General features: G+C 73.5%; 17 protein-coding genes, 3 pseudogenes and 1 riboswitch. Of the genes and pseudogenes, 9 read left to right on the top strand and 11 right to left on the bottom strand.

The window, feature by feature from the left end; genetic code table 11:
• The first annotated feature begins 10 nt into the window (after positions 1 to 10).
• Positions 11 to 880 (top strand): NAD(P)H-binding protein, encoded by an 870-nt coding sequence (locus tag ABD350_RS13100; RefSeq protein WP_344348142.1) that lies wholly within the window; start codon positions 11 to 13, stop codon positions 878 to 880.
• 124 nt (positions 881 to 1004) lie between these two features.
• Here the strand turns inward: ABD350_RS13100 and ABD350_RS13095 are convergent.
• From ABD350_RS13095 to tsaD, 3 genes and pseudogenes are all read right to left on the bottom strand, one after another.
• Positions 1005 to 1911 (bottom strand): annotated as a pseudogene (locus ABD350_RS13095) (alanine--tRNA ligase); the annotation flags it as partial.
• Positions 1903 to 2412 (bottom strand): annotated as a pseudogene (locus ABD350_RS13090) (GNAT family N-acetyltransferase); the annotation flags it as partial. The pseudogenes ABD350_RS13095 and ABD350_RS13090, both read right to left, overlap by 9 nt.
• The gene (gene tsaD, locus ABD350_RS13085) at positions 2412 to 3458 is read right to left on the bottom strand and encodes a tRNA (adenosine(37)-N6)-threonylcarbamoyltransferase complex transferase subunit TsaD (protein ID WP_344348141.1); all 1047 of its coding nucleotides are present in this window, start codon (positions 3456 to 3458) and stop codon (positions 2412 to 2414) included. The gene tsaD and the pseudogene ABD350_RS13090, both read right to left, overlap by 1 nt.
• A gap of 141 nt (positions 3459 to 3599) precedes the next feature.
• Here tsaD and cbiE point away from each other — a divergent pair, with 141 nt between their 5' ends.
• Together cbiE and cobM are read left to right on the top strand one after the other, a co-directional pair.
• Positions 3600 to 4853, top strand: coding sequence for a precorrin-6y C5,15-methyltransferase (decarboxylating) subunit CbiE (gene cbiE / locus ABD350_RS13080; protein ID WP_344348140.1), 1254 nt, complete (start codon positions 3600 to 3602; stop codon positions 4851 to 4853).
• A 3-nt stretch (positions 4854 to 4856) separates the two neighbouring features.
• Positions 4857 to 5606, top strand: coding sequence for a precorrin-4 C(11)-methyltransferase (cobM, locus tag ABD350_RS13075; protein WP_344348139.1), 750 nt, complete (start codon positions 4857 to 4859; stop codon positions 5604 to 5606).
• A gap of 239 nt (positions 5607 to 5845) precedes the next feature.
• Here cobM and ABD350_RS13070 read toward each other — a convergent pair whose 3' ends face one another.
• A complete protein-coding gene (locus ABD350_RS13070) occupies positions 5846 to 7042 on the bottom strand; it encodes a cobalt-precorrin-5B (C(1))-methyltransferase (protein ID WP_382466630.1) in 1197 nt (398 codons plus the stop codon).
• Here ABD350_RS13070 and ABD350_RS13065 point away from each other — a divergent pair.
• Complete coding sequence (locus ABD350_RS13065) at positions 7041 to 7802, top strand: cobalt-precorrin-6A reductase (protein WP_344348135.1); 762 nt, start codon at positions 7041 to 7043, stop codon at positions 7800 to 7802. The genes ABD350_RS13070 and ABD350_RS13065 overlap by 2 nt on opposite strands.
• A gap of 102 nt (positions 7803 to 7904) precedes the next feature.
• Here ABD350_RS13065 and ABD350_RS13060 read toward each other — a convergent pair whose 3' ends face one another.
• The 3 genes from ABD350_RS13060 to ABD350_RS13050 are packed head-to-tail and all read right to left on the bottom strand — an operon-like array spanning position 7905 to position 11352.
• Complete coding sequence (locus ABD350_RS13060; RefSeq protein ID WP_344348134.1) at positions 7905 to 9392, bottom strand: precorrin-2 C(20)-methyltransferase; 1488 nt, start codon at positions 9390 to 9392, stop codon at positions 7905 to 7907.
• Positions 9389 to 10060: a precorrin-8X methylmutase gene (locus ABD350_RS13055; RefSeq protein WP_344348133.1), complete on the bottom strand. Its 672-nt coding sequence runs from the start codon at positions 10058 to 10060 to the stop codon at positions 9389 to 9391. Before ABD350_RS13055 ends, ABD350_RS13060 begins: the two co-directional genes overlap by 4 nt.
• Entirely contained in the window at positions 10057 to 11352 is a 1296-nt protein-coding gene (locus tag ABD350_RS13050) for a cobalamin biosynthesis protein CobG (RefSeq protein ID WP_382466629.1), read from the bottom strand. Before ABD350_RS13050 ends, ABD350_RS13055 begins: the two co-directional genes overlap by 4 nt.
• A 90-nt stretch (positions 11353 to 11442) precedes the next feature.
• A riboswitch (cobalamin riboswitch) is annotated at positions 11443 to 11519 on the top strand.
• 85 nt (positions 11520 to 11604) lie between these two features.
• Between ABD350_RS13050 and cobN the strand changes: the two genes are divergently transcribed.
• Both cobN and ABD350_RS13040 read left to right on the top strand, forming a co-directional pair.
• On the top strand, positions 11605 to 15234 hold the full coding sequence (gene cobN / locus ABD350_RS13045) for a cobaltochelatase subunit CobN (protein WP_344348131.1): 3630 nt from the start codon (positions 11605 to 11607) through the stop codon (positions 15232 to 15234).
• A gap of 12 nt (positions 15235 to 15246) precedes the next feature.
• A pseudogene (locus tag ABD350_RS13040) lies at positions 15247 to 15345 on the top strand (superoxide dismutase); the annotation flags it as partial.
• A gap of 52 nt (positions 15346 to 15397) precedes the next feature.
• Here ABD350_RS13040 and ABD350_RS13035 read toward each other — a convergent pair.
• Complete coding sequence (locus ABD350_RS13035; RefSeq protein ID WP_344348130.1) at positions 15398 to 16360, bottom strand: zinc-binding dehydrogenase; 963 nt, start codon at positions 16358 to 16360, stop codon at positions 15398 to 15400.
• 165 nt (positions 16361 to 16525) lie between these two features.
• Between ABD350_RS13035 and ABD350_RS13030 the strand changes: the two genes are divergently transcribed.
• Positions 16526 to 17170 (top strand): TetR/AcrR family transcriptional regulator, encoded by a 645-nt coding sequence (locus tag ABD350_RS13030; RefSeq protein WP_344348129.1) that lies wholly within the window; start codon positions 16526 to 16528, stop codon positions 17168 to 17170.
• Between the two features lie 61 nt (positions 17171 to 17231).
• Here the strand turns inward: ABD350_RS13030 and ABD350_RS13025 are convergent, their stop codons facing one another.
• Positions 17232 to 17744, bottom strand: coding sequence for a DUF1203 domain-containing protein (locus ABD350_RS13025; protein WP_344348128.1), 513 nt, complete (start codon positions 17742 to 17744; stop codon positions 17232 to 17234).
• A 295-nt stretch (positions 17745 to 18039) separates the two neighbouring features.
• Here ABD350_RS13025 and ABD350_RS13020 point away from each other — a divergent pair, with 295 nt between their 5' ends.
• Complete coding sequence (locus tag ABD350_RS13020; RefSeq protein ID WP_344348127.1) at positions 18040 to 18762, top strand: S1 family peptidase; 723 nt, start codon at positions 18040 to 18042, stop codon at positions 18760 to 18762.
• Positions 18763 to 18851: 89 nt separating this feature from the next.
• Here ABD350_RS13020 and ABD350_RS13015 read toward each other — a convergent pair whose 3' ends face one another.
• Entirely contained in the window at positions 18852 to 20204 is a 1353-nt protein-coding gene (locus tag ABD350_RS13015; protein WP_344348126.1) for an APC family permease, read from the bottom strand.
• Between the two features lie 261 nt (positions 20205 to 20465).
• Here ABD350_RS13015 and ABD350_RS13010 point away from each other — a divergent pair, with 261 nt between their 5' ends.
• Positions 20466 to 21533, top strand: coding sequence for an L-histidine N(alpha)-methyltransferase (locus tag ABD350_RS13010; RefSeq protein ID WP_344348125.1), 1068 nt, complete (start codon positions 20466 to 20468; stop codon positions 21531 to 21533).
• Positions 21534 to 21592: 59 nt separating this feature from the next.
• Here ABD350_RS13010 and ABD350_RS13005 read toward each other — a convergent pair whose 3' ends face one another.
• Positions 21593 to 21973: an ArsR/SmtB family transcription factor gene (locus ABD350_RS13005; RefSeq protein ID WP_189991256.1), complete on the bottom strand. Its 381-nt coding sequence runs from the start codon at positions 21971 to 21973 to the stop codon at positions 21593 to 21595.
• Positions 21974 to 22073 lie beyond the last annotated feature (100 nt).

Genomic DNA, 22073 nt, shown 5'->3' with positions numbered 1-22073 from the left:
AAGGCGACTGATGACGATTCTGGTGACGGGGGCGACCGGCAACGTGGGGCGGAACATCGTCCGGCGACTCGTCGAGAAGGGGCACGACGTGCGGGCCCTGACCCGGCAGGCGCGGGACGGGGCGTTCCCCGCAGGAGTACGGGTTCACGAGGGCGACCTCACCCGGCCGGAGACGCTCACGGACGCCCTGGAAGGCGTCGACGCGCTCTTCCTCTTCCCGGTGGCGGCGACCGCCGAGGAGGTGGTCGCCATGGCGAAGACGGCGGGCGTACGCCGTATCGTGGTGCTCTCCTCCGGCGCGGTCACCACTGGCTTCGACACCGACTTCCACCTGCCGGTGGAGCGGGCGGTCGAGGCTTCCGGGCTGGAGTGGACGCATGTGCGCCCCGGTGAGTTCGCGATGAACAAGCTGGAGCTGTGGGGGCCGCCCATCCGCGCGGAGCGCGTGGTGCGGGACCCGGCCCCGGACGCCGCGTGGTTCCCGGTGCACGAGCAGGACATCGCCGACGTGGCCGTCCTCGCCCTGACCGAGGAGGGCCACGCGGGGCAGGCATACACCCTGAACGGGCCCGAACTCCTCACCCGCCGACGCCAGGTGGAGCTCATCGCCGAGGCGATCGGGGAGGACATCCGCTTCGAGGTGGTGACCCCGCAGGAGGCCCGCGAGATCTATCTCGCGCAGGGTGGCTTCGCCGCGGAGAACGCCGACTTCCTCCTCGGATTCGAGGACTACGGCGGCGATGAGTCGGACCCCTCGGAGGTCGAGGCCTTCGATCCCACCGCCCTCGGCCCCATGCCGACGGCGGAGGCCGTCACCGGGCGTCCCGCCCGCACCTTCGCCCAGTGGGCGAAGGATCACGCCGACGCGTTCCGCTCCTGACGGTCCCCCTGTCCGCTGCCGGCGACCACCGGCAGCGGACAGGGCACCGGCCGCGCACCCGCCCCTGCAGCAGCACCACCGGACGAACCCAGGCCGGAACGAACGATGCCGCGGGCCCTCAGTGCAGCCCCGACGCGTCGGCGGCCGCGTTCAGGGTGGCCACCAGCACGGCTTTGCCGTCGGAGACGGTACCGCTCACCACGACTCCGGGGCGCTTGGCGGGCAGCAGATCGCGGACGGCAGCAGCCAGGGCCCTGGCGTCGTCCGCGTCACCGTCCGCGACCGTGGTGACGACCATGAATCCGCCTGTGTCCCGCGCCTTGTCCGCCAGTTCGGCGGCGTGCGCGCGCATGGCGATGTGCCGCAGTCGTTGGTTCTCCCGGTCGGCCGTCCACAGCCGCTCCAGCAACCCGGCGATGCGGTCGGGGAGTTCGGCGCGTGGCGCCCGCACCTGCTCGGCGAGACGGGCGACCAGGTCGCGCTCGCGGGCCAGATAGCCGAAGCCCTCGACGCCGACGGCGGCCTCCAGGCGGCGCATGCCCGCACCGACCGAGGACTCCGAGGTCGGCGCGACGACGCCGATCTGCGAGGCGTGCTCGACATGTGTGCCGCCGTGCAGCTCCCGTGACCATGCCCTGCCGATCTCGACGACGCGGACCTTCTCCCCGTAGGTCTCGCCGAACAGAGCGAGAGCGCCCAGTTCCTTCGCCTCCGGCAGGGTCGTCCAGTGGACGCCGACCGGCAGATCGCGGCGCAGGGCCTGGTGGGCGGCCTCCTCGGTCTCGCTTCGGACGGTCGGGGACAGGGCGCCCCGCCAGGGGAAGCCGAGGCGGAGATAGCCGGGGCGGTTGTAGGAGCCGGACTGCGGGGCCGTGGGGCCGAGCACCTGACGCAGGGCCGCGTGCAGCACATGGGTGCCGGAGTGGGCCTGGCGGGCGCCGAGCCGCCACTCGGCATCCACGGCCGTCGTGACCCTCGTCACCGACCGCGAGTTCACCGGCGGTGACCCGCACCTGGTGCGCGATGCCAGGACCGTCGGGGGTGGGGTGGGTGGTCTGCGTCCAGCCCTGGCGGCGGTAGAAGGCCAGGGCCCGGGCCGACCGGAGGGAGGTGAGCAGCCACGCGCGGCCGTCCGGGGCGTCCTCGGTCACCGCCCGCAGGAGGCCGGCCGCGGTTCCGGTGCCCCGGGCGACGCAACGGACGGCGAGCTCGTCGACCTCGCGGGCCCCGCACAACCACTCCTCGGTACGGCGCGGGCCGAGACCGGCGGCCGCCTGCGGATGGCAGCGGTCGCCCGGGAAAGGGGCGGGCGTGATCCAGGCGGTGGCGAAACCCACGACGTCCCCTCCGGCGAAGGCGAGTGCGGCCGTGAACCCCGGACGCCGTACGTCCGCGCCGAGCCGCGCGACGAACGCGTCCGCCCTCTCCTCGTCCTCGTTCCAGGGCGGCGCGCAGAACGCCTCCGCGTAGACGGAGCGCAGGGCCGCGCCGTGCGGAAGGAGTGCGCCGGGTGGGACGACACGGATGTCCATCACGCCGCCACTCCGGCCGCGACCGGATGCAGGGCCGCGTATTCCAGCGGTGCCGACGGGTCGATCGACACGTCCAGCGGGGCCGGCTCGGCTCCGGACCGCACGAGGAGGTCGCCGACGGCGGCGATCATCGCGCCGTTGTCCGTGCACAGCCGCAGCGGCGGTACCCGCAGCGTGATGCCGGCCGCCCGGCAGCGCTCCTCGGCCAGCGACCGCACCCGGGAGTTCGCGGCGACCCCGCCGACGACGACCAGCGTGCCCACCCCGTGCTCGGTGCAGGCGGTGACCGCCTTGCGGGTCAGGACGTCGGCGACCGCCTCCTGCAACGACGCGGCCCCGTCGTGGACGGGCAGTTCGCGCCCGGCGTGGGACTCGGCCCAGCGGGCCGCCGCCGTCTTCACTCCGGAGAAGGAGAAGTCGTAGGACCCCGGGAGCGGGCGCGGGAAGGGGACGGCGCGCGGATCGCCCTCGCGTGCGGCACGGTCGATGGCCGGACCGCCGGGATACGGCAGGCCGAAAACCCGGGCGACCTTGTCGAAGCACTCCCCGGCGGCGTCGTCGAGGGTGTCGCCGAGGTGAGTGATCGGGCCACGGGCCAGATCGCGCACGAGAAGCAGCGACGTGTGGCCGCCGGAGACGATCAGCACCACGCACGGGTCGGGCAGCGGGCCGTGCTCCAAAGTGTCGGCGGCGACATGTCCGGCCAGGTGGTGCACGCCGTACAGCGGGACGCCCAGTGCGTAGGCGATGCCCTTCGCCCCCGCGAGGCCCACCTGGAGCGCGCCGGACAGACCCGGGCCCGTGGTCACGGCGACCGCCCCGATGTCGGCAAGCCGCAGCCCGGCCCGGTCCAGTGCCCGACGCACCACCGGGCGCAGGGCGTGGAGGTGGGCGCGGGACGCGATCTCGGGCACCACTCCGCCGAAGCGGGCGTGCTCGTCCATGCTCGACGCCACGGCGTGCCCGAGCAGGCGCCCGTCCCGGACGAGTCCCGCACCGGTCTCGTCACACGACGACTCGATCCCGAGCACGATCGGAGAGCCCATGCTCCCCCTTCCTGCGATGAATAAGTTATTGCAATCAGTGTGCAATAAGATCCCCTCGGACGTGAACCTGGACTCGGTCGCACGGTTGATCGCTTAGTAGAGTGCGCCTGCGTCACCCCCCGAACTCCGAGGTAGCCAGCAGTGACCCCCGCCCCGCAAGGCCCGCCCTCCGCCGTCAGCGTCATCGGGATCGGAGCCGACGGCTGGAGGGGTCTTGCCGAACCCTCCCGCACGGCGTTGCGCCGGGCCGAGGTCCTCATCGGAGGACCCCGCCAGCTCGGCCTGCTGCCCTCCGAGTGCGCCGGTGAGCGCGTCGCCTGGCCCTCCCCCCTGCGCCCCGCCGTCCCCCGCCTGCTCGCCGCCCACGCCGGCCGCCGCATCGCCGTGCTGGCCGGCGGTGACCCGATGTTCTACGGCGTCGGGCGGGTCCTCGCCGAGCAGGTCGACGCCCTGAACGTCCTGCCTCACCCGTCGTCCGTGTCCTATGCCGCCGCCCGGCTGGGCTGGCCGCTGGAGGACGTCGAAGTCGTCACGCTGATGGGCCGCCCCACCGCCCGCCTCGCCGCCGCGCTGCACGACGGCCGGCGCCTCCTCGTCCTCAGCGCCGACGCCACCACTCCCCACGAGGTCGCCGCGCTGCTCAGGGACCGCGGCTTCGGCCCCAGCCGGATGCGGGTCCTGGAACAGCTCGGCGGCGACCGGGAACGTACGACCGACGAGACCACCGCCGACGACTGGGCGCGCACACAGCGGTCCGGCGATCCGCTCAACATCGTGGCCGTCGCATGCCGCCGGGCACCCGGCGCCCTGCGACTGGGTGCCGTGCCGGGGCTCCCGGACGAGGCGTACGAGCACGACGGGCAGCTCACCAAGAAGCACATCCGCGCCGCCACGCTCGGCGCGCTCGCCCCCGCCCCGGGCGAACTGCTGTGGGACATCGGCGGCGGGTCGGGCTCGATCGCCGTCGAGTGGATGCGCACCCACCCCTCGTGCCGGGCCGTCACCGTCGAACGCGACCCGGTACGCGCCGAACGCATCCGCCGCAACGCGGAGCGCCTCGGCGTGCCCGGACTCCGGATCGTCACCGGCGCCGCCCCCGCCGCGCTGACCGGACTCCCCACGCCCGACGCCGTGTTCGTCGGCGGCGGACTCACCGCCCCCGGCCTCCTCGACACCTGCTGGGCGGCTCTCCCCCTCGGGGGACGGCTGGTCGCCAACACCGTCACGCTGGAGTCGGAGGCCCTGCTCGCCGACGCCCACCGCCGTCACGGGGGCGACCTGGTGCGGCTCGCCGTGGCGCACGCCGTGCCGGTCGGCAGATTCACCGGCTGGCGCCAGGCCATGCCCGTCACCCAATGGGCCGTCCACAAGACCGACAACCCCACCAGGAGCTGACAGATGACCGTGTACTTCATCGGCGCCGGCCCCGGCGCCGCCGACCTGATCACGGTCCGCGGCGCCCGGACGCTCGCCGCCTGCCAGGTCTGCCTGTACGCGGGCAGCCTCGTCCCGCGCGAACTGCTCGCCGAATGCCCGCCGCAGGCACGCCTGGTGGACACCGCCCGGCTCGACCTGGACGAGATCACCGCCGAGTTGCTCCGAGCCCACCGGGAAGGCCACGACGTGGCCCGGCTCCACTCGGGCGACCCTTCCGTCTTCAGCGCGGTCGCCGAGCAGATGCGACGGCTCGACGCGGCCGGAGTGCCCTACGAGGTCGTCCCCGGCGTTCCCGCCTTCGCCGCCGCGGCCGCCTCCCTCAAGCGGGAACTGACCGTGCCCACCGTCGGCCAGACCGTCATCCTCACCCGTGTCGCCCACCGCGCCACCGCCATGCCGGACGGCGAGGACCTGGCCACCCTCGGCCGCAGCGGCGCGCTGATCGTGCTGCACCTGGCCGCCAAGTACGTGGACCGCGTGGTCGGGGAACTCCTCCCGCACTACGGCGCCGACTGCCCCGCGGCGGTCGTGGCCTACGCCTCCCGACCGGACGAACTGATCATCCGGGGCACCCTGGACGAGATCGCCCACAAGGTCAAGGAGGCGGGCGTCCTGCGCACCGCGGTGATCATGGTGGGCCGGACGCTGGGGGCGGAGCAGTTCCGCGACAGCCACCTGTACTCGCCCGAGCGGGAGCGCCATGTCCGCTGAGGAGGTGATCCCCGGCCTGCGGGCGGGAAACGCAGCCGAAAGCGGTCGGGCGGTACGCGCGGCCGGGCACCCCGGAGTCCCCGAGGGCCGCCGGCCCGGACGCCGCGGCCGCGCAGTCCGCGGTCCGCATCGAGGCGGCGCCGCGGGGGCGCGAGTTGGAACTCCGCGGCCCCGACGGCAACCGCCGGAGCACCGGGCCGGCCGGCCGGTGACCGGCCCGGTGCTCCGGCGCGGGCGGGTCAGGCCACCGAGCTGCGGCCCACGATCGTCCCGGCCCGGTCGATGCAGATGACGTCCACGGCGACCGGCGCTCCGCGCAGCACGGCAAGGGCCTCGTCCCGCGCCGTCCGCGCCACCAGGTCCCCGAGCGGCACTCCGGCGGCCTGGCACAGCCTCAGCGCGGCAAGACCGGTGTTCGCGGTGGCCACTTCGGCGGCCAGCGCCTCGTCCGCGCCGCCGATTCCGGCCAGTTCGGCCAGGAAGCCCTTGTCGACCTGGGACCGGCCGGAGTGCAGGTCCAGGTGGCCCGCGGCGAGTTTCGAGAGCTTGGCGAAGCCACCGCAGATCGTGAGACGGTCCACCGGATGGCGGCGAATGTACTTCAGCACGGCGCCCGCGAAGTCGCCCATGTCGAGCAGGGCGTCCTCGGGCAGGCCGTACTCGGCGACGACCGTCTTCTCGGACGTCGACCCGGTGCACCCGGCCACATGGGCCCGCCCGGCCGCGCGGGCCACGTCCACGCCGCGCCGGATGGAGTCGATCCAGGCCGAGCAGGAGTACGGCACGACGATGCCCGTGGTCCCGAGGATGGACAGGCCGCCGAGGATGCCGAGCCGCGGGTTCCAGGTGGAGCGGGCGATCTCCTCACCGTGGTCGACGGAGACGGTGATCTCCACGTCGCCGCTGCCGCCGTGCCGAGCGGCCACCTCGGCGACGTGCTCGCTCATCATCCGGCGGGGTACGGGATTGACAGCCGCCTCACCGACGGGCAGCGGGAGGCCGGGCCGGGTGATCGTCCCCACGCCGGGACCCGCCTTGAAGAGCACACCACTGCCCGGGGGCAACCGCCGGACCGTCGCCCGGACCAACGCGCCGTGCGTGACGTCCGGGTCGTCTCCCGCGTCCTTCACGATCCCCGCCATGGCGGAACTCCCGGTCAGCTCCTCGGCGGCCAACGCGAAGGACGGCGTCTGCCCCTTGGGCAGCGTGATCGTCACCGGGTCGGGGAACTCACCGGTCAGCAGCGCGGTGTACGCGGCCGTCGTGGCCGCCGTCGCACAGGCGCCCGTGGTCCACCCGTGCCGAAGACCCGTGTGTTCGAGCTGGGCACGGCGACCCCCCTTCACCTGGTCCGGCCCCTGTGGCCCGCCCGTACCGCTCGCCCGGTCCACGCCTCGACCCCCACTGCTCCCCATGAACGGATCCGCAACTCCCATGCACGTACTGATTCTCGGCGGCACCACGGAGGCCCGCCGCCTCGCCGAACTCCTCCACGGCACTCCCGGGCTGAAACTGACCAACTCCCTCGCCGGACGGGTCGCCAGCCCCCGGCTGCCCCCGGGCGAGACCCGCGTCGGCGGCTTCGGCGGGGTCGGAGGACTGACCGCGTGGCTGCGCGAGCACGGCGTCGACGCGGTCGTCGACGCCACCCACCCCTTCGCCACCACGATCGGTTTCCACGCCGCGCGGGCCACTGCCGCCACCCATCTTCCCCTGCTCGCCCTGCGCCGGCCCGGCTGGGTCCCCGTCAAGGGCGACCGGTGGCACGAAGTGGGCTCACTGGACGAAGCGGCGCGGGAACTGCCCGCACTCGGCCGGCGCGTCTTCCTCACCACGGGACGCATGGGCCTGGCCGCCTTCGCGGACCTGGACGACCTCTGGTTCCTCGTACGATCCGTCGACGCACCCGAGCCGCCGCATCCGCTCCGCATGGAGGTACTGCTCGACCGCGGCCCCTTCACCCTCGACGGTGAGCGGGAGCTGCTGCGCCGCCACCGCATCGACGTCGTCGTCACGAAGGACAGCGGCGGGGCGGCCACGGCGCCGAAACTGACCGCGGCACGCGAGGCCGGGCTGCCGGTCGTCGTCGTCCGCAGACCACCGGTGCCCGAGGGCGTGCCCGTCGTGACCGATCCCGAACAGGCGGCGCGGTGGGTCCGCGACCGCCGCGGACAGGCACCCCTGCCGGGCCGTTGACCACAGCCCGGCGCGGACCGCGCCGGACGGGCCGTCGCCGTCCCGCTCGGGAGCGAGTGGAGCAGGAGGCGGCTGCGGCCCGGCGGAGCCGCACCGCTCACCTCATGCCCCGGGATACCGGCGCGGTGTCCAGACGATCTCCTCGCCGTCTCCCCGCCGTACCACCCGGGTCTGCGAGGAACCGACCAGCAGGATCGTGCGCATGTCGACCTCGGCCGGATCCAGCTCGCCCAGCCGCACGATCCGCACCCGCTCACCGGGACCGCCGACGTCCCGGGCGACCACCACGGGCGTCTCGGGCTCCCGGTACGCCAGCAGCAGCTCCCGCGCCTCGCCCACCTGCCAGGTACGGCTGCGCGAGCCCGGGTTGTACAGGGCCAGCACCAGGTCCGCGGAGGCCGCCGCCCGCAGCCGTTCCGCGATGACTTCCCAGGGCTTGAGCCGGTCGGACAGGGAGAGGGCGGCGTAGTCGTGTCCGAGCGGGGCGCCGGCCCGTGCCGCGGCCGCGTTGGCGGCGGTCACGCCCGGCAGTACACGCACCGGCACGTCCAGGTACTCGGGCCGGCAAGCGACTTCCAGCACCGCGGTGGCCATCGCGAACACCCCCGGGTCGCCGCCGGAGACCACGGCCACCCGCCGCCCCTTGCGGGCCAGTCGCAGCGCGAACTCGGCGCGTTCGGCCTCCACCCGGTTGTCCGAGCCGTGCCGGGCCTGGCCCGCTCGTTCGGGGACCCGGTCGAGATAGGTGGTGTAGCCCACCAGATCGTCGGCGGCGGCCAGCGCCCCCCGCGTCTCGGGCGTCAGCCACAGCGGACCGGCCGGCCCCGTTCCGACCACGACCACTTCGCCCCCCTCCCGCACGGGCCGCTCGGCATCCACCTGGCTGGGCAGCACGGCGACCGAGAAGTACGGCACCGACTCCTCTTCCACGTCCGCCAGTTCGGCGACGCGCTCCTCGCTCATGGTGGCCCGCTCCACATAGCGGGCCCGGGCCAGCCGTCCGGAACGCTCCAGGGCGCGGCGCACCTTGGGGAAGGTGCGGCCGAGCTTCATCACCACCGCGGCGTCCGTCGCGGCGAGGCGGGCGGTCAGCTCCTCCTCGGGCAGGGTGCCCGGCAGGATCGTCAGCACCTCCTCGCCCTCGGCGAGCGGTGTGCCCAGGCGGGCCGCGGCGGCCGACACGGAGGTGACACCGGGGACGACCTCGGTGTCGTAGCGGTCGGCGAGCCGCTTGTGCATGTGCATGTACGAGCCGTAGAACAGCGGATCGCCCTCGGCGAGCACGGCCACGGTGCGGCCGGCGTCGAGATGGGACGCGAGCCTGGCCGACGCCTCGGCGTAGAACTCCTCCATCGCGCCCTGATAGCCGCCGGGGTGGTCGGTGGTCTCCGTCGTGACCGGGTAGACCAACGCTTCCTCGATGTGGTCGGCGCGGAGGTGCTTCGCCGCGATCGAGCGGGCGATGGAACGGCCGTGCCGGGCGCTGTGATAGGCGATCACGTCCGCCTCGGCGATGACCTCCACGGCCCGCACGGTCATCAAGGAGGGATCACCGGGGCCGAGACCGACCCCGTACAGCTTGCCGCTCACTCCTCCTCGCTCGCGATCGCGTTGAGCGCGGCGGCGGCGATGGCGCTGCCACCGCGGCGACCGCGCACCACCAGGTATTCCAGGCCGGAGGGATGCGAGGCCAGAGCGTCCTTGGACTCGGCCGCGCCGACGAAGCCGACCGGGACACCGATGACGGCGGCGGGCCGGGGAGCGCCCTCCTCGATCATCTCCAGGAGGCGGAACAGAGCGGTGGGCGCGTTGCCGACGGCGACGACCGCTCCCTCCAGCCGGTCCCGCCACAACTCCAGCGCCGCGGCGCTGCGCGTGGTGCCCAGCTTCGCGGCCAGCTCCGGGACGGCCGGGTCGGACAGGGTGCACAGCACGTCGTTCCCGGCGGGCAGCCGCTTGCGGGTCACGCCGCTGGCCACCATCTGCACGTCGCAGAGGATCGGGGCACCGGACCGCAGGGCCGCGCGGGCCCGGGCCACCACCGCCGGCGTGTAGGCCAGATCCCGCACGAGGTCGACCATCCCGCAGGCGTGGATCATGCGCACCGCTACCTGGCTGACATCGGCGGGCAGACCCGCGAGGTCGGCCTCGGCGCGGATGGTGGCGAAGGACTGGCGGTAGATCTCCGCCCCGTCCTTCTCGTAGACGTGGGTGGTCACGGTGCTCTTCTCGCTGCTCTCGGTCGTAGGGGGGATCATGAGGTGATCGCCGCCAGGGCGGCGGGTATCCGGGAAAGGTCTGCCACGGACACGGTTCTCGGGCTCCGGCCCGGCGTGGCGGACGACAGGCGATAGCCGCCATCCGGTGCCGCGACCACATCGACGTGGTCGCCACCGGGGCGCCCGCAACGCCGTTCACACCCGGACCAGTACAGGGGGAGGGCCGGGCGGCCGGCCGCTCGGAGCGTCCACGCCGCGTCCGCCCGTACGTCCGCGTGCGCCTTGGCGCATCCCGGGCGGCCGATGCAGGCACCCACGCGGAGCCATGGGGACGCGGGGTCGGTCACCAGTCCGGCCGCACCGAGACGTTCGAGGAACCCGGCGGCCCGGGCGGCGGTGGCGCCCACGGTGGGGACGACCACGCCACGCCAGGGGGTCAGCCGCAGTTCGGGACCCGCCACACCCGTCAAGGTCTCCCACTGGGGGGCCGAGAGCCGTCCCAGGGGAACGTGCACGGACAGAGCGCCGCGCACGACACCCGGAGGGGGACCTTCCGTCGCACCGGCCGGCTCGGCGTGTTCGTCGTGCCCGATGCCCTCGGCCGTCAGCCGGTCACGCACCAGCCGGCCCACCTCACCGTCCGTCAGCGGAAGGTCGGCCATCCTCCAGACGCGTGTGCCGTGCGACCGCGCGGCTGCCAGGAACGTCTCGGCGGCCAGCAGCGCCGCTCGCGGCGCGTCGGCGGCGGCCACCCGGACCGACCCGGGGCCGAGCCACGCTCCGCCGTCCCCGGTCGCGCGCACCGTGACATCCGCGCCGAGGCCGGCCACATCACCGCGCCCGTCGTCCAGGGCGAACAGGAACCGGCCCGACAGGTCCCTGGCGGCATCGCTCGCGCACAAGGCGGCGTCCAGGGCCGTCAGCCAGGGCCGTACGTCCCGCGAACCACCACCGTCGAGGCCGGACAGGGGCGAGGCGACGATGTTGCGCACCCGCTCGTGTTCCCGCGAGGGAAGCAGGCCGGCCGCCTCCAGCACCTTCGCCAGCTCGCCACCGCACCCGTCCCTCAGGCCGCGCAGCTGCACGTTCCCGCGCGACGTCAGGTGCAGGTCGCCGTCGCCCAGCCGCCGAGCGGCATGGCCGAGTGCCTGGGCCCGACGGGCGGTCAGGACTCCGCCGGGCACCCGGATACGGGCCAGTGCCCCGTCGTCCGCCGCGTGCAGCCGCAGCGCTCCGGGGCAGGCGTCACCGCGGTCCCGCGCGGCCGGCACGGCCTGGGGCGACGAAGGAGAGGCTGCCGTGGGCATGGCGCCGAGCATACCCACGATCATGAACGGTGTATGCCCCGCGCTGCTGGCGTGACCCTTACTATGCTCCACAGTGGATCACCCGGTCCACGAACCGCCACCACGGCGACAGGGGAGGAAGCCCGGTGCGAGTCCGGCGCGGTCCCGCCACTGTGAATTCGGCCTCACCAGGCCGGATGAGCCAGGAACTCCCTTGCCTCCCCTTCGGCCCGGCCCGCGGGGAGGCCCGTTCCGACACCGCCCGGGGCGCGGACCCCGAGGAAGGCCAGGCGACGCATGCCCACTTCGTCCGGGGACCGAGTCCCGCCCGCCCAGCGGATCCTGCTCCTGTCGACGTCCGACACCGACCTGCTCAGCGCCCGCGCGGCCGACGGCCCGGTCGGCTACCGCTTCGCCAACCCGGCCCGTCTCGCCCTGGACGACCTCCCGGCCCTCCTCGACGGCGCCGACCTGGTGGTCGTACGGCTGCTGGGCGGCATCCGTGCCTGGCAGGACGGCATCGACCTGCTGCTGGCGGACGGGCGCCCGGTGGTCGTCCTGACCGGCGAACAGGCGCCCGACGCCCAGCTGATGGCCGCTTCCACCGTCCCCGTCGGCATCGCGGCGGAAGCCCACGCCTACCTCGCCCACGGCGGCCCCGCCAACCTCGAACAGCTCGCCCGGTTCCTGTCGGACACCGTCCTGCTCACCGGCCACGGCTTCGACGCGCCGGCCCCCGCCCCGACCTGGGGCCCGCTGGAGCGCCCGGACCGGCCGGCCGACGGCCCGACCGTCGCCGTGCTCTACTACCGCGCCCACCACATGAGCGGCAACACGGCCTTCGTCCACGCCCTGTGCGATGCCATCGAGGACGCGGGCGGCCGGCCACTGCCCCTGTACGTCGCCTCTCTTCGCGCGCCCGAGCCGGAGCTGATCACCGAACTCCGGGCCGCCGACGCCATCGTCACCACCGTCCTGGCGGCCGGGGGCACCAAGCCCGCCGAGGCCTCGGCCGGCGGCGACGACGAGTCCTGGGACGCGGGCGCGCTCACCACCCTCGACGTCCCCATCCTCCAGGCCCTGTGCCTGACCGGCTCCCGCACCGCCTGGGCGGAGAACGACGAGGGCGTCTCCCCGCTGGACGCGGCCAGCCAGATCGCGGTCCCCGAATTCGACGGCCGTCTGATCACGGTGCCCTTCTCCTTCAAGGAGATCGACGCCGACGGCCTGCCGGCCTACGTGGCCGACCCCGAGCGGGCCGGCCGGGTCGCCGGAATCGCCGTACGGCACGCCCGCCTCCGCCACATCCCACCGGCCCGCAAGCGACTGGCCCTCGTCCTGTCGGCGTACCCGACCAAGCACTCCCGCATCGGCAACGCGGTCGGCCTGGACACCCCCGCCAGCGCCGTCGCCCTGCTCAGGCGCCTGCGCCGCGAGGGCTACGACTTCGGCGACACCCCTGTTCCCGGACTGGAGTCCGGCGACGGCGACGACCTGATCCGCGCCCTCATCGCGGCCGGCGGACACGACCAGGACTGGCTGACCGAGGCGCAACTGGCCCGCAACCCGGTACGCGTCCCGGCGGCCGACTACCGGCGCTGGTTCGCCACGCTGCCCGGGGAACTGCGCACGGCGGTGGAGCGGCACTGGGGCCCGGCACCCGGCGGGATGTTCGTCGACCACAGCCGCGACAAGGAGGGCGACATCGTCCTCGCCGCCCTCCGCTTCGGAAACCTGCTGATCCTCATCCAGCCCCCGCGCGGCTTCGGCGAGAACCCCATCGCCATCTACCACGACCCGGACCTCCCGCCCTCCCACCACTACCTGGCCGCCTACCGCTGGATCGCCACCCCGCGGTCGGAGGGCGGCTTCGGCGCGGACGCGATGATCCACCTCGGAAAGCACGGCAACCTGGAGTGGCTTCCGGGCAAGAACGCCGGCCTGTCCGCCGCCTGCGGCCCCGACGCGGCTCTCGGCGACCTTCCGCTGGTCTACCCCTTCCTGGTCAACGACCCCGGCGAGGGCACCCAGGCGAAGCGCCGCGTCCACGCCACCCTCGTCGGCCACCTCGTCCCGCCCATGGCCCGCGCCGACTCCTACGGCGACATCGCCCGCCTGGAGCAACTCCTCGACGAGTACGCGCAGATCTCCGCCATGGACCCGGCCAAACTGCCCGCCATCCGCGCCCGGATCTGGACCCTCATCCAGGCGGCGCGGCTGGACCACGACCTCGGCCTTGAGGACCGGCCCGACGACGACGGCTTCGACGACTTCCTCCTCCACGTCGACGGCTGGCTGTGCGAGGTCAAGGACGCCCAGATCCGCGACGGCCTCCACGTCCTCGGCACCCCGCCCGCCGGCGCCGACCGCGTCAACCTCGTGCTCGCCATCCTCCGCGCCCGCCAGATCTGGGGCGGCACCACCGCCCTCCCCGGCCTGCGCGAGGCCCTCGGCCTGGACGAGTCCGCCGCCACCCGCACGACAGCCGACGCGGCGGAGGACAAGGCCCGCGCCCTGGTCCAGGCGATGGAGGAAGCGGGATGGGGCCCGGCGGCCGTGCCCACCGAGCACGGCGAACAGGTGCGGGCCGTCCTGGAGTTCGCCGCCCGGGAGGTGGTCCCGCGCCTGGCGGCGACCACGGCCGAACTCGACCACACGGTCCACGCCCTGGCCGGCGGCTTCGTCCCCGCGGGCCCCTCCGGCTCGCCCCTGCGCGGTCTGGTCAACGTCCTGCCCACCGGCCGCAACTTCTACTCCGTCGACCCCAAGGCCGTCCCCTCCCGCCTCGCCTGGGAAACCGGCCAGGCCCTCGCCGACTCCCTCCTGGAGCGCTACCGCACCGACAACGGCGACTGGCCCACCTCCGTCGGCCTGTCCCTGTGGGGCACGAGCGCCATGCGCACCGCCGGCGACGACGTGGCCGAAGCCCTCGCCCTGCTCGGCATCCGCCCGGTCTGGGACGAGGCCTCCCGCCGCGTCACCGGCCTGGAACCCATCCCGTACGAGGAACTGGGCCGCCCCCGTGTCGACGTCACCCTCCGCGTCTCCGGTTTCTTCCGCGATGCCTTCCCGCACACCATCGGCCTCCTGGACGACGCCGTACGCCTGGCCGCGTCGCTGGACGAACCGGCCGGGACCAACCACGTGCGCACGCATGTCCGGGCGGACCTGGCGGCCCACGGCGACGAACGCCGCGCCACCACCCGCATCTTCGGCTCCCGCCCCGGAACGTACGGCGCCGGCCTGCTGCAACTCATCGACTCCCGCGACTGGCGCACCGACGCCGACCTCGCGGAGGTCTACACCGTCTGGGGCGGCTACGCCTACGGCCGCGGACTCGACGGCCGCCCGGCCCGCGAGGACATGGAGACGGCGTACAAGCGGATCGCGGTCGCGGCCAAGAACACCGACACCCGCGAGCACGACATCGCCGACTCCGACGACTACTTCCAGTACCACGGCGGCATGGTCGCCACCGTCCGCGCCCTGCGCGGCACCGCACCCGAGGCGTACATCGGCGACTCCACCCGCCCGGAAACGGTCCGCACGCGCACCCTCGTAGAGGAGACCTCACGCGTCTTCCGCGCCCGGGTCGTCAACCCGAAGTGGATCGAGGCGATGCGCCGCCACGGCTACAAAGGCGCTTTCGAACTCGCCGCCACCGTGGACTACCTGTTCGGCTACGACGCCACGACCGGCGTGCTCGCCGACTGGATGTACGACAAGCTCACCGAGACCTACGTCCTGGACCCCACCAACCGTTCCTTCCTCCGGCAGGCCAACCCCTGGGCCCTGCACGGCATCGCCGAGAGGCTGCTGGAGGCGCAGTCGCGGGGGATGTGGGCGAAGCCCGATCCGGCGGTACTGGACGAACTGCGCCAGGTGTACCTGGAGACCGAGGGAAACCTTGAGGGGGACGGGTCCTAGGTCCAACGCCTGATGCGTCACGACAAGCACCACGCGGCCTATGTGAAGGGCGCCAACGACACCCTGGAGCAGCTGGCCGAGGCGCGGGACAAGGAGTCGTGGGGGTCGGTCAGGTGTCGACCATGCCGCGCAGGCCGCGCGCCTGCGTACCGAGGCGCCCGGTTCAGGGGGTCAGCACGATCCTGCCGAACACCTTTCCCTCGTCCATGGCGCGGTGGGCCCGCTCCGCCTGGTCCAGAGGCAGCACCTCATGCACGACCGTACGCAGGTCACCGCGCGCGGCATCGGCGAACTGGGACGACCGCACGGCCTGCCGGCCGGGGCCGGGCACGGTGTCGGAGCTGAACGTGGAGAACGACAACGACCTGCGGAAGGCGTCCATCAGCCGCATGCCGAAGTCTGCCGGCGGCTGCCCGCCGACCACACCGACAGCCACATACCGCCCGTTGGCGTTCAACCTGTCCAGGAAGAGAGGAAGCAGGGGACCCCCTACGACGTCGATCACCACGTCGAAGCCCGCCGGTGCGTCCGGGCCGCCCTCGCCGGAGCGGTCGAGGACATCGGTGGCGCCCAGGCTCCGCAGCCGGGCGCCACGCTCCGCCGACGAGGTGGTGACCGCCACCGCGCCGGCCCCGCCCCCGGCCGCGAGCTGGACCGCCGTGATCCCGATGCTGCCCGCCGCCCCGCGCACGAGCACCGTCTCACCGGGCGCGAAACGGCCCCGCTCCAGGGCGAAGTGGGCGACCACGCCGGAGCCGCCGAGGGTCACCGCGTCGGTACCGGTCAGGCCGTCCGGCAGCACGAGGACGTCCTCGACCGCGGCGACGGTCTGCTCGGCGTACCCACCGGACAGACCGGTGTACGCCCACACCCGCCGCCCGGTCCACGAGGCGTCCACGCCGTCTCCCACCGCGGTGACACGTCCCGCGACCTCGCTGCCGAGGAGATGACCTTCCCGGAAGCCGTGGGCGGCGAGCACGCCCCGGCGGATCACGACGTCCACCCCGCCCACCCCGATCGCCTCCGTGGCGATCCGCACCTGCCCCGGTGCGGGGACGGGCGCGGGCACCTCCACCACCTCCAGGCCGGCGGGGTCTCCGAACGCCCTGATCACGACGGCTTTCATCTCTGCTCCTCGGGTCGGTGGAGGGACGGATCGCAGGTGTCGCGGCCGTGCGCGCCGACCGGTTCCCATGGCCGGGGCATCACCGGCGAAGTGCCGGGACGGGGTGGTGGCACCGCCATCGGACCGTAACGGACGCCCCCGTCCGTTCGGCTAATGTGAGAGCCGATGACCCGCCATTTGCCTCGGACCGCGCGCTCCGACGCCCGCGACAACCGGGTCCGCATCCTGGACGCCGCCCGCGTGGTGTTCGGCGAGAAGGGCCTGAGCGCGCCCCTGCGCGAGGTCGCCCGGCACGCGGGCGTCGGCCCGGCCACGCTGTACCGGCACTTCCCGACCAAGCAGGCACTGATCGTGGAGACCTTCGCCGAGCAGCGGCGGGCCTGCCACGCCGCCGTCCGTGACGCCCTCGCGGACGCGGATCCGTGGCACGGATTCCGGAGCCTGGTCGAGCGGATCTGCGAACTCCACGCGCGCGGCCGGGGATTCGCCGACCGCTATATGACGTCCTTCCCCGAGGCCATGGACTTCGCAGCCGACCGGGAGCAGACTCTGCGCGCGGTCGGCGCACTGATCCGCCGCGCCCAGGAGACCGGCCGGCTGCGCCCCGGCTTCGTCGTCGACGACCTGATCCTCGTGCTCATGGCCCACCGGGGCCTCCAGGACACGCCGCCCGCCGACCGCGTGACGGCCTCCCGCCGCTTCGCCGCCTACCTGATCGAGGCGTTCCGCGCCGTACCGGAGACGGGAGCGGCCACCCCGCTGCCGCCGGCACCGCGCCTGCGGCTCACGCCTCCGTCCGGCACGCTGTGACCGCTGCGGGCGGCGTCCTCCCGGGTGTGCCGGCGCTCCCCAGCCCCCTCGGCACTCGCCGTCAGGGCCTGCGGACCTCGTACTGGAAGCAGCCGTAGTCCACCGCGCGCACGTGCACGAGGGCGACCTCGGAGTCGGTGAAGGCCGTGTGCAGGGCCCGCTCCACGACGGTCTGCGCCTGGACGGGGTCGACCGGCAGCTGCACGACCGCGCCTCCCGTGATGTGGCCGGCGTCGTTGTAGCGGCGGAAGACGCGCAGGGCCCCGGTCTCGGCGAACGGATACCCGAGCGCCGGATCCGGGCCCTGGCACGTGCCGGTGTGGATGAACACCGGGCCCACCTCGTCGTAGGCCCCCGGGTCGGCGTCCACCTCCGCCGCCCATCGGCGCAACGGAGCGTACGACACCAGCGAGATCCGCTCACCGGTACGGCCGCGGCGCAGACAGCAGCGCAACGGCGCTCCGTCCGTGTCGTACGCGTAAGGCCGGGGGACCACGCCGGCGTCGTCGCGTTCGCGCAGCTCGTCGAGGACGTGGGGAGGGATGGCAAGCGGCTGATGAGTCAAGGGTGTCATGCGTTCAGGCTGCGCCATCGGGGCCGTCGGTGCTTGCGGGAATCCGACATCGAGTTCGGCCTTGAACCTCTACGTCGAAGCGCTACGTCGGATGGCTACGTCGAACCTCTACGTCCGGCATAACGCGAGGTTATGGCGAAGTGCTAGTACCCGAGCCACGGTTGCTTGCCGAAGCTAGGTCATGTCCATGTCGCACATGCCGTCTCGTGGCGGCGTTCCCCATGGACACGGCCTGTCAGGCCGTCCACCCCACACCAGCGCACTTCTCCAGACGTGCCCTCCGGATCGAGGAACCTTGCGTATATCAAGGCTTGCCCCCGCTCTCGCCGCGGCAGCGGTCTCCGTTCTCACGCTCTTCGCCCCCACCGCCTCCGCGACCCCGACGGCGGTTCCCGTCACCGCCAAGGGTTCCCAGCCCATCATCGGCGGCGGGTACGCCGGCAGCGGCCCCTGGGCCGCGCGGTTGTACTCGAACGGTCAGGAGACCTGTTCGGCGACGATCATCGCCCCGACCTGGGTGCTCACCGCGAAGCACTGCGTTTCCGGCGGCTCGCTGTCCTTCCGCATCGGCAGCCTGGACCAGTACAGCGGCGGCACGGTCGCCAACGGCGTCCAGACCTACACCCACAGCGCGGACCTGGCGCTCGTCCGTCTCGACCGTTCCGTCTCGACGACCTACGCCTCCCTCGGCCAGCCCGGTACGGTGAGGGTCGGCCAGAGCGTGCAGGTGTACGGCTGGGGTGCCACCTCCCAGTGCGGCTCGGAGATCAACTGCCAGTCCCGCTACCTGAAGGTCGCCAACGTCACCGTGTCCAGCGGCTGCACCGACGCCTACGGCGGCTCCGCGATCTGCGCCTACCGAGGCAACGGGATCACCGCCGGCGGTGACTCCGGTGGTCCGATGATGGCGAACGGCGTCCAGGTCGGTGTCGCTTCGACCAGCGACCGCCAGACGAACACGGCGTACACCAACGTGACGGCGTACCGCTCCTGGATCCAGTCGATCGCGGGCGTCTAGACCGGACCGCCCGCCCCGCCCCGCCCCGCCTCGTTCGGGGCGGGGCGCGGGGACCGGGCAGTGGAACCAGGCGAGCGGCACCCCGCGCGTCAACCGCGGTCCGCCGACGGTGAGGACCGGCGCCGGCGCAGGGCGGCCACGGCCCCCAGGGCCACGCCGACCGCGATGACGATCAGCCCGCGTGCCCAGACCTCGGCCTCGACCTGCGTGGCGAGCCCCACGCAGGAGAGCGCCCCGAGGACCGGGATGCCGGTGTACGCCCGGAAGTGGGGGTGCGTCACGCGGTCGCGCCGCTGGACCAGCACGGCGGTGTTGACGATGAAGAACACCACGAGGAGCAGCAGCACGAGGGTGGAGGCGAGGCTCGCCACGTCTCCGGTGAGTGCCAGCAGGAAGGACAGGGCGGTCGTGGTCGCGATCGAGGCCCACGGGGTGCGCCGGCCGGGCAGCACACGGGTCAGGAAACGGGGGAGGAGGCCGTCGCGCGCCATGCCGTAGGCCAGCCGGGAACTCATGATGCCGGTGAGCAGCGCGCCGTTGGCGACGGCGACGAGGGCGATCGCGCTGAACAGCTTCGGCGGTACCGCGCCCACCTCCTTCACCACTTCGAGCAGCGGACCGCTGGAGCGGGCGAGCGTGCCGGTGGGGACGGCGGCCGAGGCGACGACTCCGACGAGGACGTAGACCGCGCCCGCCGTCGCCAGAGCGCCGAAGAGGGCGCGAGGGTAGGAGCGACGCGGGTCGCGGGTCTCCTCGGCGACGTTGACGGAGGTCTCGAAGCCGACGAAGGAGTAGTACGCGAGCACTGTCCCGCTCAGGACGCCGGCGGCGGCCCCGGTGCCGGCGCTGCCGAACCGGAGGAGCCTGCCGGAGTCCCCGTCGCCACGCAGGAACAGCCAGACCCCGAGACCGACGACGAGGAGGAGACCGCCCACCTCGACGACGGTCGCCGCCACGTTGGCACGGGTCGACTCGCTGATGCCACGGGCGTTCAGGAGGGCCAGGCAGCACAGGAAGACGGCGGCCACCAGCACGACGGGCAGGCTGACGAAGGCGGTCAGATAGTCGCCGGCGAAACCCCGCGCCAGCGCGGCGACGGACACGATGCCCGCGGCGAGCATGCAGTATCCGGCGAGGAAGCCGGTGAACGGCCCGTAGGCGAGGGTGGCGTAGTGGGAGGCGCCGCCTGCCCGGGGGTATTTCGTGGCGAGTTCCGCGTACGAGGCGGCGGTCAGGAGCGACAGCAGCAGGGCGAGGAGCAGGGGCAACCACACGGCGCCGCCGGATTCCGCGGCGATCTGGCCGACGAGGACGTAGACGCCGGCGCCCAGTACGTCGCCGAGGATGAAGAAGTAGAGCAGGGGGGTCGTCAGCGCCCGCTTGAGCGCGGGGGTACCGCCCTGCGGCGAGCCGTCGGTTGTCGGTGCGGAGGGAGTAGTCACCACTGCCGCCTACCCCCTGCGGCGCGATCGCAGACGGGACGGATGTGACGTGCGCTGAACGGCCTACCGGCGCCTCCACCTGCGCGTATGAAGCGGCCCGCTCCTCGCGGGCCGCCTGCCGTCCGGCCCGTGGACGAGGGTCGGCGTCCCCCGGATGCGGAGTGCGTATGCCGAGAAATGCTCCTTGATATAAATTTTCCTTGCATATGTCCCCTTTGTGGTGGCGTGCTTCGGTGACGGCTCGCCGGCGAGGAGAACGGGATGACCGAGTCACGCACGGCGGCGCCGGTCACGGAGGTCGCGCTGCCGTGGGCAGCCGATGGCCTGTCCGGCACGCCGGAGGAGGAACTCCGGGCCGGGCTCACCGCTCCCGCTTCGGTCCGGCACCGCAGGATTCCGTCACTCTTCGGCTACGACGAGACCGGTTCGCAGCTCTTCGAGGAGATCACCCGGCTGCCCGACTACTACCCGCCCCGGGCCGAGCGGCGGCTGCTCACCGAGCACGGTGACGACCTGGTCGGCCTGGCGCACCCGGCCGAGCTGGTGGACCTCGGGGCGGGCAGCGCGCGCAAGTCAGAGATCCTGCTCGCGGCGATGGACCGGCGCGGCCTGTTGCGGGCGTACACGGGCGTGGACGTCAGCCCCGAGCCGATGCGGGAAGCCGCCGGCCGCATCCGGCGGCACCGGCCGGGAGCCCGGGTCACCGCCGTGTACGGCGACTTCCTGGCGGCGCTGGCGTGGCTGGGCGGGGCGGAGCGGATCGTGGACGGGGCCGCGACCACAGGTGAGCGGAACGGCTCCGGCGGCCGCCTCCTGGCCCTGCTCGGCAACACCCTCGGCAACCTGTCCGAACCCGAGCAGGCACGGTTCCTGCGCGCCGTACGCGCGGGCTGCGCCCCGAACGACCACCTGCTGGTCTGCGTGGACCTGAACGAACCCGTCGAGATGGTGCGGCGCGCCTACGAGGCCGGATACACCGGGCCGCGCCCCGTCCGCCGCTTGTTCGCCCTGAACACCCTCCTCCACCTCAACCACCGCTACGGCGCGGACTTCGACGTCGACGCCTTCGAGCCGGAGCTCACCTACGACGTCGTACGGCGCGAGGTGCGCGGCGGCGTCCGCAGCCTGCGGCGGCAGCGGGTGACGCTGCCCCGGCTGGGGCTCGCGGTCGACTTCGGCGCCGGCGAACTGCTCCTTCACGACGTGGTGCGCAAGTTCACGGTGGACGGCCTCGTGTGCACGGTGGGCGAACACGGAATGCGCTGCCGACGGCACTGGGTGGACGAGGAGTTCGGCTACGGGGCCTTCCTCTTCGCGCCGGCCGGCTGACGGTCCCCGGGCCGAGCCCGCGGGCCGCGGCCGTACCGGCCCGGCGCGGTCCGTCCGTTTCAGCGAGCCGTGGCGACCGCCGTCGGCGGGGTGTCGCGCAGACCGAGGCGGAGGTGTTCGACGTGGTAGAGGGCCTGCTCCAGGAGTTCGGCCACATGGTTGTCGTAGAGCGCGTAGATGACCGAGCGGCCCCGGCGTTCCCCGGCGACCAGGCCGAGATTGCGCAGCAGGCGCAGCTGGTGGGAGCAGGCGGACTGCTCCATGCCGACGGCCTCGGCCAGCTCGGTCGCCGCGCACGGGCCTTCCTGGAGGCGGGCCAGGATGCGCAGCCGGGAGGGTGTCGCCAGGGCCTGGAGGGTGGCGGCCACATCGGCGGCGCCCACGGTCTCCAGGCGCTGGCGCGCGGTGGCGGTGGTCTTGGCGTCAACTCCGTGGCCCATGCCCCCATCCTACGGAGGCAGCCCGGGCGCGGCGCGAATACATGAATAGGTCTTCATCTGATCCTGTACGGTGGGAGAGCGGCACCGCCTCGCGCTGACC

It is taken from the genome of Streptomyces nogalater, assembly GCF_039532885.1.
In the GTDB taxonomy this organism is placed as follows: Bacteria; Actinomycetota; Actinomycetes; order Streptomycetales; family Streptomycetaceae; genus Streptomyces; species Streptomyces nogalater.
The sequence above is the reverse complement of the archived record's forward strand: the minus strand, read 5'-3'. Positions and strand labels throughout refer to the sequence as shown.

Coding starts and splice junctions, on each gene's coding strand:
- ABD350_RS13025 (WP_344348128.1), bottom strand. CDS start 17,744: ATGACACCCTTGACTCATCAGCCGCTTGCCATCCCTCCCCACGTCCTC.
- ABD350_RS13065 (WP_344348135.1), top strand. CDS start 7,041: ATGCACGTACTGATTCTCGGCGGCACCACGGAGGCCCGCCGCCTCGCC.
- cobM (WP_344348139.1), top strand. CDS start 4,857: ATGACCGTGTACTTCATCGGCGCCGGCCCCGGCGCCGCCGACCTGATC.
- ABD350_RS13030 (WP_344348129.1), top strand. CDS start 16,526: ATGACCCGCCATTTGCCTCGGACCGCGCGCTCCGACGCCCGCGACAAC.
- ABD350_RS13010 (WP_344348125.1), top strand. CDS start 20,466: ATGACCGAGTCACGCACGGCGGCGCCGGTCACGGAGGTCGCGCTGCCG.
- cobN (WP_344348131.1), top strand. CDS start 11,605: ATGCCCACTTCGTCCGGGGACCGAGTCCCGCCCGCCCAGCGGATCCTG.
- ABD350_RS13070 (WP_382466630.1), bottom strand. CDS start 7,042: ATGGGAGTTGCGGATCCGTTCATGGGGAGCAGTGGGGGTCGAGGCGTG.
- ABD350_RS13100 (WP_344348142.1), top strand. CDS start 11: ATGACGATTCTGGTGACGGGGGCGACCGGCAACGTGGGGCGGAACATC.
- tsaD (WP_344348141.1), bottom strand. CDS start 3,458: ATGGGCTCTCCGATCGTGCTCGGGATCGAGTCGTCGTGTGACGAGACC.
- ABD350_RS13035 (WP_344348130.1), bottom strand. CDS start 16,360: ATGAAAGCCGTCGTGATCAGGGCGTTCGGAGACCCCGCCGGCCTGGAG.
- ABD350_RS13050 (WP_382466629.1), bottom strand. CDS start 11,352: ATGATCGTGGGTATGCTCGGCGCCATGCCCACGGCAGCCTCTCCTTCG.
- ABD350_RS13055 (WP_344348133.1), bottom strand. CDS start 10,060: ATGATCCCCCCTACGACCGAGAGCAGCGAGAAGAGCACCGTGACCACC.
- ABD350_RS13005 (WP_189991256.1), bottom strand. CDS start 21,973: ATGGGCCACGGAGTTGACGCCAAGACCACCGCCACCGCGCGCCAGCGC.